The 13,734-nt window shown below is 54.8% G+C and carries 17 protein-coding genes; 9 read left to right on the forward strand and 8 right to left on the reverse strand.

Annotated elements, in window-relative coordinates:
* Nucleotides 1-8: 8 nt before the first annotated feature.
* From soxB to AC2FJ5_RS05200, 7 genes are all read right to left on the reverse strand, one after another.
* Nucleotides 9-1,706 carry a thiosulfohydrolase SoxB gene (gene soxB, locus AC2FJ5_RS05170; protein ID WP_496792688.1) on the reverse strand — a complete coding sequence of 566 codons (1,698 nt, stop codon included), beginning with the start codon at nucleotides 1,704-1,706 and terminating at the stop codon, nucleotides 9-11.
* A gap of 87 nt (nucleotides 1,707-1,793) precedes the next feature.
* Nucleotides 1,794-2,639, reverse strand: a complete 846-nt coding sequence (gene soxA, locus AC2FJ5_RS05175; protein WP_496792689.1) for a sulfur oxidation c-type cytochrome SoxA — start codon at nucleotides 2,637-2,639, stop codon at nucleotides 1,794-1,796.
* A 70-nt stretch (nucleotides 2,640-2,709) separates the two neighbouring features.
* Entirely contained in the window at nucleotides 2,710-3,039 is a 330-nt protein-coding gene (soxZ, locus tag AC2FJ5_RS05180) for a thiosulfate oxidation carrier complex protein SoxZ (protein WP_142635848.1), read from the reverse strand.
* A gap of 34 nt (nucleotides 3,040-3,073) precedes the next feature.
* Nucleotides 3,074-3,490 carry a thiosulfate oxidation carrier protein SoxY gene (gene soxY, locus AC2FJ5_RS05185; protein ID WP_142635846.1) on the reverse strand — a complete coding sequence of 139 codons (417 nt, stop codon included), beginning with the start codon at nucleotides 3,488-3,490 and terminating at the stop codon, nucleotides 3,074-3,076.
* Between the two features lie 46 nt (nucleotides 3,491-3,536).
* Entirely contained in the window at nucleotides 3,537-4,013 is a 477-nt protein-coding gene (soxX, locus tag AC2FJ5_RS05190; protein ID WP_142635844.1) for a sulfur oxidation c-type cytochrome SoxX, read from the reverse strand.
* A gap of 131 nt (nucleotides 4,014-4,144) precedes the next feature.
* Nucleotides 4,145-4,723 (reverse strand): thioredoxin family protein, encoded by a 579-nt coding sequence (locus tag AC2FJ5_RS05195; RefSeq protein ID WP_496792690.1) that lies wholly within the window; start codon nucleotides 4,721-4,723, stop codon nucleotides 4,145-4,147.
* A gap of 14 nt (nucleotides 4,724-4,737) precedes the next feature.
* Entirely contained in the window at nucleotides 4,738-5,478 is a 741-nt protein-coding gene (locus tag AC2FJ5_RS05200; protein WP_496792692.1) for a cytochrome c biogenesis CcdA family protein, read from the reverse strand.
* An 80-nt stretch (nucleotides 5,479-5,558) separates the two neighbouring features.
* On the opposite strand from AC2FJ5_RS05200, the gene AC2FJ5_RS05205 reads away from it, so the two are divergent.
* The 4 genes from AC2FJ5_RS05205 to AC2FJ5_RS05220 all read left to right on the forward strand — a co-directional run bounded on the left by AC2FJ5_RS05205 (nucleotide 5,559) and on the right by AC2FJ5_RS05220 (nucleotide 8,267).
* A complete protein-coding gene (locus AC2FJ5_RS05205; RefSeq protein WP_496691683.1) occupies nucleotides 5,559-5,933 on the forward strand; it encodes a hypothetical protein in 375 nt (124 codons plus the stop codon).
* Nucleotides 5,934-6,033: 100 nt separating this feature from the next.
* Nucleotides 6,034-6,342 carry an ArsR/SmtB family transcription factor gene (locus tag AC2FJ5_RS05210; RefSeq protein WP_142635976.1) on the forward strand — a complete coding sequence of 103 codons (309 nt, stop codon included), beginning with the start codon at nucleotides 6,034-6,036 and terminating at the stop codon, nucleotides 6,340-6,342.
* Nucleotides 6,343-6,383: 41 nt separating this feature from the next.
* Complete coding sequence (locus AC2FJ5_RS05215) at nucleotides 6,384-7,445, forward strand: YeeE/YedE family protein (RefSeq protein ID WP_496691684.1); 1,062 nt, start codon at nucleotides 6,384-6,386, stop codon at nucleotides 7,443-7,445.
* Nucleotides 7,446-7,730: 285 nt separating this feature from the next.
* A complete protein-coding gene (locus AC2FJ5_RS05220; protein WP_496792693.1) occupies nucleotides 7,731-8,267 on the forward strand; it encodes a bacteriocin fulvocin C-related protein in 537 nt (178 codons plus the stop codon).
* 57 nt (nucleotides 8,268-8,324) lie between these two features.
* On the opposite strand, the gene AC2FJ5_RS05225 is transcribed toward AC2FJ5_RS05220, so the two are convergent.
* Entirely contained in the window at nucleotides 8,325-8,846 is a 522-nt protein-coding gene (locus AC2FJ5_RS05225; protein ID WP_496792694.1) for a ZrgA family zinc uptake protein, read from the reverse strand.
* Between the two features lie 249 nt (nucleotides 8,847-9,095).
* Between AC2FJ5_RS05225 and AC2FJ5_RS05230 the strand changes: the two genes are divergently transcribed.
* From AC2FJ5_RS05230 to AC2FJ5_RS05250, 5 genes are all read left to right on the forward strand, one after another.
* Nucleotides 9,096-10,367: an imelysin family protein gene (locus tag AC2FJ5_RS05230; RefSeq protein ID WP_496792696.1), complete on the forward strand. Its 1,272-nt coding sequence runs from the start codon at nucleotides 9,096-9,098 to the stop codon at nucleotides 10,365-10,367.
* Between the two features lie 128 nt (nucleotides 10,368-10,495).
* The gene (locus AC2FJ5_RS05235; RefSeq protein WP_496700718.1) at nucleotides 10,496-10,789 is read left to right on the forward strand and encodes a (2Fe-2S)-binding protein; all 294 of its coding nucleotides are present in this window, start codon (nucleotides 10,496-10,498) and stop codon (nucleotides 10,787-10,789) included.
* The gene (gene bfr, locus AC2FJ5_RS05240; RefSeq protein ID WP_142635826.1) at nucleotides 10,737-11,222 is read left to right on the forward strand and encodes a bacterioferritin; all 486 of its coding nucleotides are present in this window, start codon (nucleotides 10,737-10,739) and stop codon (nucleotides 11,220-11,222) included. Before AC2FJ5_RS05235 ends, bfr begins: the two co-directional genes overlap by 53 nt.
* A complete protein-coding gene (locus AC2FJ5_RS05245; protein ID WP_496792697.1) occupies nucleotides 11,182-12,723 on the forward strand; it encodes a di-heme oxidoreductase family protein in 1,542 nt (513 codons plus the stop codon). The genes bfr and AC2FJ5_RS05245 overlap by 41 nt, the downstream gene beginning before the upstream one ends.
* Nucleotides 12,723-13,733 (forward strand): imelysin family protein, encoded by a 1,011-nt coding sequence (locus AC2FJ5_RS05250; protein WP_496792698.1) that lies wholly within the window; start codon nucleotides 12,723-12,725, stop codon nucleotides 13,731-13,733. Before AC2FJ5_RS05245 ends, AC2FJ5_RS05250 begins: the two co-directional genes overlap by 1 nt.
* Nucleotide 13,734: the final 1 nt, after the last annotated feature.

A 13,734-nucleotide genomic window follows, 5' to 3' on the forward strand; every position in this document is an offset into this window, starting at 1 on the left:
TCGGTTTCTTAAGCGCCGATTACTTCGACACTGGTGTTCTCTTGCACCGTTACGGTGCCAAGGTTGCGAACATGGTTTTCGACGACATCCCAAATCGGCGGACCCTCGGTGCCTTCGTTGACGCTGGCCCAACCGGCCACGACATAGGACTTGGCCGGGTCGATCGCCTCACCGGTTTTCAACAGCGTCATGTCGCTGATCCTCTGCCCCTGCGGCTTGGTTACGTCAATCCGATAGCCCAGCCCGCCAACGCGGACCATGTCGCCACCCTGCTGGTAATAGGGGTCGGGATTGAACAGATTGTCGCCGACATCTTCCAGGATGACATGGATGAACTCCCCGGTCATTTCTGTGCGATAGGCGTTCGGATAGGACATCGAGGTGACGTTCCAAATATCCTCGCGCGTTATTTCCTGTCCCGGCAGGATTGACGGCCCCCAACGGACGCCGGGCGACATTGCGATATCTGCCTCACGCTCATTGATCAGAGCATCGCAGATCAGGTCATCCCAAGTGCCGTTGAAGTTGCCGCGGCGGTACAGCAACGAGTCCGTTTTGCCGATCACCGCACTCAGCGCCGCCTCATAAGGCGCGCGCTGATCATTTATCAGAGCAGTGATCGCAGGATCTGGTGCAATAACATCAGAGAAAATCGGGATAAGCTTGTGCTTTAGCCCCATCATCTGCCCATCCCGCACGTCGAGGTCCACACGGCTGACGAATTTGCCGTTCGATCCAGAGGCGATGATATGCGTTTTACCCACCAGAACCGGCTCGGGCAGCGCGTCATGGGTGTGGCCACTGAGGATAACGTCTATCCCCTGAACGCGACCCGCCATCTTCTTATCCACATCAAAGCCGTTATGGCTTAGGACAACAACGACATCGGCGCCGGCATCGCGAACTTCGTCCACCATTGCCTGCATGTTCTCATCCCGGATCCCAAACGAGTATTCGGGGAACATCCATCCCGGATTTGCAATCGGCATGTAAGGGAAGGCCTGTCCGATCACCGCAATCTTGGAACCGCCCCGATCAAAGAACTTGTAGGGTTTGAACATCTCTGCGGGTTCATCCCATTCCGCATCAAAAATGTTCTGCCCCAAGGCGGCAAAAGGCAAACCTTCGACAATCTCATTGACCCGATCACTGCCCAACGTGAACTCCCAATGGAAAGTCATCGCATCGGGTTTCAACGCATTCATGACGTTAACCATGTCCTGACCGGCCGTCTGATAGCAGGTGTAAGAACCGTGCCAAGTATCACCCCCGTCAAGAAGCAACGCATCAGGACGGTCCGCTCGAATGGCGTTGATGACAGTTGAGACCCGATCCAAGCCACCCACCCGACCGTAGGTCTTGGCCAGTGACTCAAAATCAGTGTAGGTCAGCGCATAGGCCGACGGGCTTCCATCTTCTATCCCGTATGCCTTGCGGAACGCGGCGCCAGTAACATGCGGCATCTGTCCTCTTGCATCGCCAATACCAAGATTGACTTCGGGTTCACGGAAATAAATTGGTTTGAGTTGCGCGTGAATGTCGGTGACATGAATCAGGCTGATATTGCCAAAGGTCTCGAACTCTAACAGTTGATCCTGCGTTAGACTTTGCTGCGCAGCAAGTCTGGCCCAGTTGCCAAACCCGGACGCTCCGAACAGAGCCGAGGCCGCCATTGAAACCTGCAAGAAGTCACGTCGAGAAATCATCTATCAACTTTCCTATTACACATATAAATGTGTGAATGTTATATAAGTGAAAAACCCGCTCCGGGCATTGCCCAAGCGGGTCATTCGTTATTGACGTACAGCTGGGGTTTCGACTGAAAGCCCGTTGCCACGCGAAGCGACATAGAGCTCCAGTGCCCGGAACTCGTCCGACCCTTCGGCAAAGGTTTCCGCACGCGTATCGCGAATACAACCGCGGAACCGATTGTGGCGCGAGATCAGTTTGGCCTGCTTCAAACGATAGGTAGGGAATCCATTTATCATACCCTGGCTCAGGTGATCCGCTCGGATCATATTGCCCCAGTTTTCTTCATGACAGTTGGCGCAGCTCAGTTCCAACTGACCGTAGCGGGTATAATAGATTTCCTTGCCCTCTTCCCAGAATGGCGCGGCATCACCATCAATAGCAACGTTCATGGGCATCCCGCGTGACTGCAGACCGATCAATGCGACCATACCCTGCATGTCACCACCAGACCATTTCCAGGCATCGGCCTCCATGCGATCGGTACGGCACTTGTTGATCAGATCTTCCATAACCATTAGCTCGCCGCTTTCAGCATCGACCTTGGGCATGGACGCCTGCAGTCCTTTGAAGCTTTCCACTCCATCATGGCACGAGGCACAACTTTCACCTGCAGCACCATCAACTGTCTCATAGAGGTCGGCTGCCTGATCGACGAAGATCATTGCCGGATTGTCAAAATCATCAATCTGCAGTGCCTGAGTTTCATCTGTGCGGAAATGCCAACCCGAATAGATCGTGTCCAAATTCTCCAGATGCGCCGCGGCCTCGGTGACCGAGGTCATATTCAGCTCGTCATTGATCACAAGATTATCTTCGTCCGGTCCAGCCATTGCTGCCATTGGGAAAGCCAGAACAGCCGCGATCGCCGTAAGTGCCTTGGTATTCATTACGTTCCTCCCTTGGTGGGCCAGCGCCAGAAATCACAACCAGCGCTAACCTTCCTTAGTGGTCGAGCCGTCAGGCGATCTCGATCGTTTTCTTCTCGTCGTAAACTGAGCCATCATCATCGTACCAGGTGAAGACAAACTCACCAGCCTCGGGCACGGTTGCTTCGAACTGGAAGTACGGATTTGTCGAAATCGCTGGCTCCATAGTCACATCAATCACCATTTCACCGTTAAACTCGCAAGTGAAACGGTTGATGATCGAGCGCGGGATGACGTTGCCTTCTTTATCCTTGCGCTGGCCGCTTTCCATCTTGTGGCTGATTAGTGTCTTGATCGTAACAGCTTCGCCAGCAGCGGCTGTCTTTGGAACCTTGACGCGGGGCTTTACACCGGATGCCATTGGTTAATCTCCTGTTCTTCAGGGCGCGTGGCGATTAACCGCCGCAACCGCCGATTGTCACTTTTACGGTCGCGGACGCTTTGGCAAAACTGCCATCTGCCATCTTCGCCACGGCAATGACATCCTGCGTTCCGGCAAGACGGATGCGGGTTGAAGCGGCTTGTTCAGCAGCCAGCGGGCCGAAATTGAACGTTGCCACACCCGGTTCGGGGTTGCCTGCGGCCACGATCAGAATTGCAGCTGCGCCCGGAGCACTGACTTCGATTGGTACGGTGTTTCCGTTTTCCGCGATTTCCGGTGCCGTCAGTGTAACACCGCCATCAGCCACATCTGCCCCGCCTGAAAATGCAGAGATCGCATCTTCAGCAGCTGCATTCGCTCGTAGCGGCATAATTGTCAGGAACGCGGCGCCCAGCCCAAGGGCCAGAGTCTCGCGGCGAGAGAGTTCCATTTTCAATCTCCTTTGAATCTTCGAAAAGCCACGCCAGAAGGCGAGATTATTCCTCTTTCAGTGTCGCTAGAAACGCGACCACGTCCTCAATTTCCTGTGCAGTCAGGATCGTCGTTAGAGGCGCCGTTGGCGCTTTGCCCGTATAGGCATCGCCTGGCCGGATATAACCGTCATCCTTGTAGAACGCCGGCATTACCGTGCCTTCGAACGTCATTTTTGCGTTTGCGACTAAACCGCGAAGCTCTGCTTCGGTCCAACGATCACCGGCGCCATCCAGCATCGGGCCAACCTCACCATGGAACGGAATGTCCGCCAAAGCTGAGACCGCGTGGCATGCCACGCAATTGCCTTTGGACTTGTCGCCAACGATGAGTGCACCGTTTGCCGCGTCACCATTAACATCGGTCAGAGAGACCTCGATTGCACCATAGTCGTCATAGGGTACGTCTTTCGGACTTGTCTCTTCGGCAAATGCGGCAACGCCCATCATAGCGGATGCCAGTGTTAAGAGTCTCAGCTTCATGATCCCTCCCATTTGCTACCGCGCCTGTGGCGCTTTGCGACCCAAAGACTTTGTGCACCGTAGTCGACGAACATGGTTCATCGCAACATCAAATTCATCATAATGAATTTTTTTATCTGTAACGTCCAATCTCACTCCTGCGAAATATTGTTTCGCTCCTGAATGCGCCGCGCGTGATACCTTTGGAAATCTTCGCCATTATCAAGTTCATATCGCTTCTGATCGACCCAGGTGAAAAGGTCTAAGGTTGTTCCCTTGGAGAATGCTCCCGGCATTACAGCAACGGCAGCATCGATGGCTGAGGCAGCCTCGGGCACCTCTTCCGGCAGAAAAACAAGCGTTGGGGTAAACAGAATCCCCCATTTGCGCATCAGCGCTCTTTGCTCACTCTCTTCTCCGTCAAAATCAGTGGCAGTGGCGCTTCCATGCAAATCCAGCTGGACGACAAAAAAGTTCTCTTCGATAAACGCCGCCAGGTCGGGCTGTGGGAAAACCTCTTCGTGCATCTTTTTACAGTAGATGCAGCCCCGTTGTTCAATGAACAAAACCAACCGCTTACCTTCACCTGACGCCTCTTCAAGATCCTCGCGAAGATCTTTGAACGTATCACGCATCCACGGTGTTTTATGCAATCCATCGTCGCCCAGATCAGCAGCGGAGACTGCAGCCCCTATCATGCATGCGATCAAAACTGACAAAGTGCGTTTCATGTCTTCCTCCCGGATTAACCAATGGCCGCAAGCCAGGGCATATAGTCCAGCATCCATTGTGCGATGTGATTGATCGAGTTGGTTGCGATCAGGACCCCGAACAGGATCAATAGCCCCCCCATTGCCATTTCGATCTGCGGAAAGTGCTTCCTGAACCGCACCATCCATTGCATGAAGGGGCGAACCAAAAAGGCTGCCAGAACAAACGGTGCTGTCATTCCAACCCCGTAAACGAACAGAAGCCCCGCGCCCCGCCAAGCCGTTTCAGTTCCGGCCGCTGTAAACAGAATTGCAGCGAGCACCGGCCCAACACAGGGCGTCCAGCCGAAAGCAAATGCCAATCCAAGTACATATGCCCCAGTGAGGCTCACGTTTGATGTCTCGCCAATATCTGCACGAAACTGCCGATACAGGAACCCGATGCGAATTAACCCCAGGAAATGCAGGCCCATCGCTATGATGATGGCTGCAGCAATCCAACGCAGAATATCGAAGTATTCTCGTACCAGCTGACCAAATATCGAAGCCGTGGCCCCGAGAGCCATAAAGATGGTTATGATTCCTGCCGCAAATGCGATTGCAGCAAGCGTTGCCCGGCGGCGAACCTCGCCGGAAATAGCGGATGTCGCAGAAATCTGCTCCATCCCGACACCAGCCAGATAACTAAGGTAAAACGGCACAATTGGCAGGATGCAAGGCGACAGAAAGGACAAAAGTCCGGCGACCAAAGCTCCTGCAAAAGTAATGTCGAGCATGGTCAAACCTGTCCTGACGCGCTATTATTCACACATTCAAAATTATAAAGATATGTCACTGCGGTCAATCGGAGCTTTGGATGCGCCACCTAATCCTACGTTTGCTTGCGATCACGTTGCTTGTTTTTCCCGTGGCTTTACGGGCCGAAATGACACTTCTGATGGCAGAAGAAGATGGGTGCATGTGGTGCGCCCGCTGGGACTCCGAAATTTCAGAAATCTACCCTAAGACACCCGAAGGAAATGCAGCACCGCTTCGGCGTGTCGATATCCGCGCAGCCATGCCTGACGACATCACATTGGAACGGCCTCTCTACTACACACCAACCTTTGTTCTGTTGGACAATGGCCGAGAGGTCGGACGAATCGAAGGCTATCCCGGTGAAGATTTTTTCTGGGGTGTGTTGGGCGTTTTACTGCGTGACGCTGGGATACTAATTGAGACCTCTGGATAAACTGCAGTATATTACATAAACTGTTTTGAATGCGTGAAGCCATGAAAGCGAGGCGATCTTGTTGGACAAATCTTCGAACCTGCCTGTGTTCTCCAAGGACATGTGCGCCGAAGACATGGACAGAATGATGGAGAATGCTCAGACCGCGTCAAATTTCCTCAAGGCAATCAGCCATGAGGGGCGCCTGATGATTTTGTGTTATCTGTCGTCAGGGGAAAAATCGGTCACGCAGATGGAGGAAATGCTCTCAGCGCGTCAAGCCGCGGTATCTCAACAACTCTCCCGCTTACGCTTCGAGGGCTTGGTGAAGACACGACGCGAGGGGAAAACGATCTACTACAGATTGGCTGATGATCGTTCGACCCAAATCCTGGAAGTCGTTTACGACCTTTTCTGCAGGGAGAAGTAGAAGCCGGTCAGAAAGCCGCCAGCTTTGGGAGGAGACTGGCAATGCTCGAAGCATTGGGAGACACAAATACCGTTGCTCTGATCGGTTTGATTGGTGGCATCGTACTGGGATTGGCCGCACGCATCGGCCGTTTTTGCACGTTGGGTGCAATCGAAGACTACCTTTACGCGGATGATGACCGGCGGCTTCGCATGTGGGCAATGGCAATCGGTGTTGCGATTGTCGGCAGCCACACAGCTATGGCATTGGGGGGACTTGACCCTGTCGGAACAAGGTATCTTGCGCAGACCTGGAACCCACTCGGTTCGATCGTGGGGGGCCTCATGTTCGGGTACGGAATGGCCATCTGCGGTAACTGCGGCTATGGCGCGCTGGCAAGGCTGGGAGGTGGTGACCTTCGATCATTCGTTATTGTTTTGATCATGGGTCTTTCCGCTTACGTCGTAATGTCCGGACCCCTCGCCTATCTGCGGGTATGGATATTTCCAGAGGAAATGGATCTCAATGGCCCCCAGAGCATTAGCTTTCTTGGCGAACGGTTGACCTCTATTCCCGCTTGGCTCATTGGCACTGTTATCGGTGTGGCTTTGGTGTTTTTTGCTTTGGCAAGCCATCGCTTCCGCCGCACTCCGGCACAGGTGTTTTGGGGGTCTGTAGTTGGACTGGCAATCGTTTCGGGCTGGCTTGGCACGAATTGGGTTGCAACACATGGTTTCGATGGTGAGCCGGTGCAAACCCATACCTTCGCGGCACCCCTGGGTGACACAATATTCTACCTTATGACTGCGTCCGGAAACACTTTGTCCTTTGCGGTCGGATCAGTCTCCGGCGTTCTCATTGGCGCGTTTCTGGGGTCGTGGTCTAAGGGCCATTTCCGATGGGAAGCATGCGAAGATCCACGTGAACTCAAGCGACAAATGCTGGGCGCTGCGATTATGGGTCCAGGTGCGATCATCGCGGTTGGTTGCAGCGTCGGTCAAGGCATATCTGCATTCTCACTTCTGGCCTACAGCGCGCCCGTAACATTCGCTGCAATCTTTGCAGGCGCAGCACTTGGATTGAGACAGCTCGTGTCTGGACTGTCCTTCATAACTGAGCGTTGAGTTCACAGTTCAAATCAGTAGGATTCCGGGCTTGCACCGGTGCAGCTGATGCGCTGCACCAAGACCTAAAGAAACCCGGTTAATTTGTGATGGTGCTGGCGACTCTGCCATCACAAAAGCAAGCCAAAACGCTCTCTTTCCGACTTCGTCCTCGATCTCGCTTCTAAGGACATACCAAGGCTTATCGAGCCCTTGCTTCAGCCTGTTCTCTGCGCCCTCAGAAGGTCGGGACAAACGCGCAAACGAAAAATGTGTTATGATGGCCCCTTAGAAAAGGGGGCTACTATGTACAATCCCGTATCATCTATCTCAAAATTTCGGATCGGCTTGTCGGCTTTGAACATCGCCGAACAGAAGTCAATTTTTGACTGCCTTCCCGCCGCTGTTCAGGCGGCAGTGTGGCAAGACCGGCTTAGTGAAGGCATTGCGGCACTGTCTGACAAGTCTCAGTGCCGATTACTTTCCGAGCTTCAGGAGTTACTCAATCCTGACTGCTACTCGGAAGACAAAACGAACCATACGGCCACTTCTCGTCTTGATGAGTTGTCGCCTGTGATCGAGAAGGTTTTTCCAGATCACTCGGTGTTTCATAAATATACGCAACAACTCGGCGACAATGCTTGCGATAGCCCGATTATCGAAATTGCTAAAGGCGCGCCGCCTACCTGCACATGTTCGTCTTCGAGATCCTGTATGTGGTGGCACAATGATTGTGGGGCAATGCAGGAATGTCTTGCCGGTGGGTGCAAGAAGACTAACGTTGGATGCGGGGTCCTCTGGCTTCAGACATGCGATGGCCTTTGCACTGGGAACTGGTGCTGAAGAACACAGGAAAGCCCAACCTATTCTGGCAGCAAAGCCTTTGCTTTCTTTGCCGAATTACAGGCCAGTATTGAGGTCTAAATCAGGCGCGTCGCGCGTCACGGTGTGACGATCAACCTTCCCGGATTTGTCGATCTGAACAATCAGAGATTCAGCACGTTGAAAGCGGTCAAAATAAGGAAAGGTGACGTGGTCCAGATGCGTCATGTCCTGGCACTGCATCTGATAGTCTGCCCTGAATTCGGTATGCACATTTGATCCGTTGTCTACGACCGGTCCCAACCCTTCACCAGACAGGGTGACATTGGCCGAGACAGTGAAACACCCCGCCTCTTCAGGCAGACTGAACAGATCAAGCGGGTTGGACAATTCGGAAATGGCTCCGGCGACCGAGGCCTGATCGCCGTCGGTTTCCGCTGGGCCTTCGAACCCCAGGACGTCAAGACCAGGAACCACAAGGGAAATTGAAATCCCGGCTTCCGAAAAGGAAACCGCCAATCGTCCCTGCCCATGCTCGTGCTGATTTGCAACCTGGGACTGAGGCAACGCGTTTACCGGGAAAAGCGTTAATACAAACACTAAGAACTTCATGACCATGGAACCATCTGAAAAGAATCAACTAAGCGACTCTAAACTGAAAAAACATTCGCGCAATCGCGTCACAATACACCAAAGCCCACTAGAATTGGGTAGGAATGAGCTATTTTCGCTCACAATTTACCTGACTATAAAACTCGGGTTGACTTAGTTGACTATTTCTATCAGTTATTTGGTCGAGCGTCGCATCGCGCGAACCCATTGTTATCTGACAAGAAAGACTACCCCCCAATGAATACCCCCCTGATCCTGACAAGCGCCGTGGCTCTGATGACCGCCACCTCTGCTTTTGCAACCGAGACCCCCTCGAAAGCAGATGTTCTGAATACCTACGCCAATATCGCCGAGGCGAAGTACGATGACAGCCTGATTGCAGCCAAATCGCTGCAGCGCGCCGTGACCGAGCTGATTTCCGAACCAAACGACGCAACACTGAATGCCGCCCGTTCCGCTTGGATTGCGGCCCGCGTCCCTTATCAGCAGACCGAGGTTTATCGGTTCGGAAATGCGATCGTTGATGATTGGGAAGGTAAAGTGAACGCATGGCCCCTGGATGAGGGCTTGATCGACTATGTAGAAACAACCTACGGCGGCCCGAGCGACGAGAATGAGTTCGCCGCATTGAACGTCATCGCCAACCCAAGCTTTGAACTTTCAGGCGAACCAATCGATGCCAACGAAATCACTCCGGAACTGCTGTCGGGCACCTTGCACGAAGCAGACGGGATCGAGGCCAACGTCGCCACTGGTTACCACGCGATTGAGTTCCTGTTGTGGGGCCAGGACCTGAACGGCCACGGTGAAGGCGCGGGTAGCCGTCCATGGACGGACTATGCCCAAGGTGATGCCTGCACCGGCGGTAACTGTGACCGCCGCGCCCAGTACCTTGAGGCCGTGACTGAACTGCTGGTCACCGATTTGGAATGGATGGCGACCCAATGGCAGGACGGAGGCGCGGCCCGAACTGCCCTGACCGAAAATGAGAGCGCAGGAATAAGCGCGATCCTCACCGGAATGGGCTCGCTGTCCTATGGTGAGCAGGCCGGTGAGCGGATGCGTCTTGGCTTGATGTTGAACGATCCCGAGGAAGAGCATGACTGCTTCTCGGACAACACGCATAACAGCCACTACTATGATGGTCTTGGCATTCAGAACGTCTATTTAGGCAGCTATACCCGCATCGACGGAACTCCTGTCAGCGGCGCATCGCTTTCGGATTTGGTGATTGCCTCCGACCCATCTCTAGACGCCGAGATGAAGCTGAAGCTGGCCAACACAATGCAGGCGCTGGGTCGGATCAAATCCACAGCCGAGGCCGGGTTCGCCTATGACCAGATGCTGGAACGCGGCAACGAAGGTGGCGAAGTTTTGATCATGGGCGGTGTGAACGGGCTGGTGGACCAGACCAAGACAATCGAGCGGATCGTCACCATTCTGGACGTCGATCAGATTGAGTTCGAAGGTTCTGAAAGCCTGGACAACCCGACGGCTGTTTTCCAGTAAACCTAGCGGTTCGGGGGCGGAGGACTATCCCGCCCCCAACTCATTTTCGGCTAACTGACAGTATGCCGCAGGACATGCACTTAATAACTGACTAATATAGTAAGAATACAAACCAGAGCGCCACCTCCATGATTGTCTGCCATTGCACCAAGATCACAGACACCGAGATTCATGCCGCCATCGACTGGATGCGCGTTTCCGACCCTAGGGCAGTCATAACCCCTGGCAAGATCTATCATGCCCTTGGAAAATCAGCGGATTGTGGCGGATGCATGCCGCTTTTCCTAGACACCATGCGCTCCAGCGATAATCTGGAAGTCCCCATGCAGCTTTGTGCATTACGCACCAAGGCATCACAGGAGAGTGTAGATGAAGGGCGATCCCAAAGTCATAGAATACCTCAACAAATCTCTGCGGCATGAACTGACGGCAGTCAGCCAGTATTGGCTGCATTACCGTCTGCAAGAGGATTGGGGCCTGACCCACATGGCAAAGAAAAGCCGTGAGGAAAGCATCGAAGAGATGGGTCATGCCGACAAGCTGATCGAGCGCATAATCTTTCTGGAAGGTCACCCCAACCTGCAGAAACTGGACCCGCTTCGGATTGGACAGACCCCGAAGGAAACTCTGGAATGTGATTTGGCTGCCGAGAATGATGCGCGTGCCCTGTACGTTGAGGCCCGTGAATATTGTCGAGAGGCGGGCGACTACGTCACTATGTCTCTGTTCGAGAACCTGATCAGTGACGAAGAAGGCCACATCGACTTCCTCGAAACACAGCTTGATTTGTACGAAAGGATTGGCGAAGCCAATTATGCGCAACTTAACGCATCGAAAATGGACGAAGGCGAGTAAGCTCTCGCTTGTGGCGGTGGCTGCGATTGCAGCCACCCCGATCCTGTCCGCTGAACTGCAGGATCTGCATCTCAACTTCCAACCCAGAACCGAAGATGAAAAGGCCCGGATCGCGGATGTGATCGCCGCGCCCACGGATTTCGACGCCGCGCAACGGTTCGAGGACCTGCCCGCCGGTGCCGCAACCGTAAGGGCACGTCAGGACGCAGATGCATTTTCGCAACCTTCGGGCAATCTGAAATTCGAACAGGAACTGGATTTCAAGGTCGGCAACGGGCTGTTCAAGAAAATCTGGGTGTCTTCGCCTTCCTCGACCCTGGCCTCGGACGGCTTGGGGCCATTGTACAACGCGCGCTCTTGCCAACGGTGTCACATCAAGGACGGGCGCGGCCACACACCAAATGGGCCCTATGACGGGGCTGTTTCGATGTTCCTTCGGGTCTCAATCCCCGGTGGCGGCACAATCGATGAAATCGCGGACTACATCGCCACTCAGCCCGAACCCAATTACGGCGGGCAGATGCAGGATCTGGCCCTCGCGGGCCACCCCGCCGAGTACCGGCTGGACATCACCTATGAAAACCTTCCTGTCGCGCTATCAGACGGCGAAACGGTCATTCTCCGCAGCCCGACCTATACCGCGGCGGATCTTGGATATGGCCCGCTGCACCCCGAGGCGATGCTGAGCCCGCGCGTGGCCCCACAGATGATCGGTCTGGGATTGCTTGAAGCGATTCCGGTCGCGGACCTGCTGGCAAAGGCCGACCCGGACGACGCGGATGGCGACGGCATCTCGGGCCGTCCCAACATCGTTTGGTCAGCCGAATACGACGCGCCGATGATGGGCCGGTTCGGATACAAGGCCGGGATGCCCACGATCATGGAGCAATCAGCGGCGGCTTTTGCCGGGGATATCGGGATTTCGAGCCCGCTTTTCCCTACAGCCCATGGCGATTGCACCGAATTGCAGGCGGATTGCGTCACCGCTCCCCATGGCGACAACGACGACCGCGTGTTCGAGATTGACCAGCAAGGCATGGACCTTGTGGCGTTTTACAGCCGCAATCTCGGCGTCCCAGGGCGGCGCGACATTGATGACCCGCAGGTCCTGCGCGGCAAGCAGGTGTTCTTTGATACCGGCTGTGCCTCGTGCCACACGCCATCCTATGTCACCCACCGGATGGACGACCGACCCGAGCACAGTTTTCAGCTGATCTGGCCCTATACGGATCTTCTGTTGCATGACATGGGCGATGGTCTGGCCGACAACCGACCCGAAGCACGCGCAACAGGCCGGGAATGGCGCACGCCCCCGCTTTGGGGGGTCGGCCTGACGGGGCAGGTCTCTGGCCACACACAATTTCTGCATGACGGGCGGGCGCAGTCGCTGTTGGAAGCTATTTTGTGGCACGGCGGAGAGGCACAACCGGCGCGCGACACCGTTGTGTCTATGCCAAAACCCGACCGCGACGCTTTGATCCGCTTTCTGGAGAGCCTCTGATGCGTGCCCTCGGCCTGGCCATTGCCCTTATTCTGCCCCTGTCAGCCTTGGCGCAAAATCCCAGCCAGATCCTGACAGATGTTGTTGAAGGGCACATTCTTCCCGGATACGCACAGCTATCTGACGCAACAGCTGCGCTGGATGCGGCAGCGCAGGCGGATTGCACAGCCGTTTCACCGAACCTTCGTGCAGCCTATCACCTGGCATTCGACCGCTGGGTCACGGTAAGCCACTTGCGCTTTGGCCCCTCCGAGGTCGATGACCGCGCATTTGCGATGGCATTCTGGCCAGACACAAAAGGGTTTACACCCAAAACCCTATCCGGCCTGATTGCCACCCAAGACGCGGTGGTTGACACCCCCGAGGCCTATGCCGAGGCTTCGATCGCGGGACGCGGGTTTCTTGCGCTTGAAATGATGCTATTCGACCCAGCCCTCGCGGATCAGGGCGACAGGGCCTATCGATGCGCTTTGATCCGGGCGATTGCTGCAGATATAAACCGCAATGCCAAGGCGATGGATCACGACTGGCAACCTTTCTCTGCCAACCTGACCATGCCCGGCGGAGACAGTCCTTACCGGTCTGCTGATGAGGCCATGCAGGAACTTTACAAAGCTCTGATCACCGGATTGGAATTCACCGCCGAAACACGCCTTGGGCGCCCCATGGGCACCCTAGAGCGCCCCCGCCCCAATCGGGCCGAAGCGCGCAGGTCTGAACGGTCACTACGCCAGGTTGAACTGTCATTGATCACGCTGCGCGATCTGGCCACCCGGCTGTCCGCAGATCATCCGCAGATTGCCGCTGATTTGGATAATGCGTTCGACAAGGCTATCATCCGCATGCGTAAGTTAGACGACCCTACACTGGCCGGAGTCTCAACGCCATCCGGTCGAATCCGGGTAGAGGCTTTGCAGCAGATGATCAACGACATCCGCACGATTGCAGCAGCCAAGCTGGGCCCGACCTTGGGTATCAGCGCCGGGTTCAATTCGCTGGACGGGGACTAAG

The sequence above is a fragment of the Ruegeria sp. CDSA221 genome, from assembly GCF_059611825.1.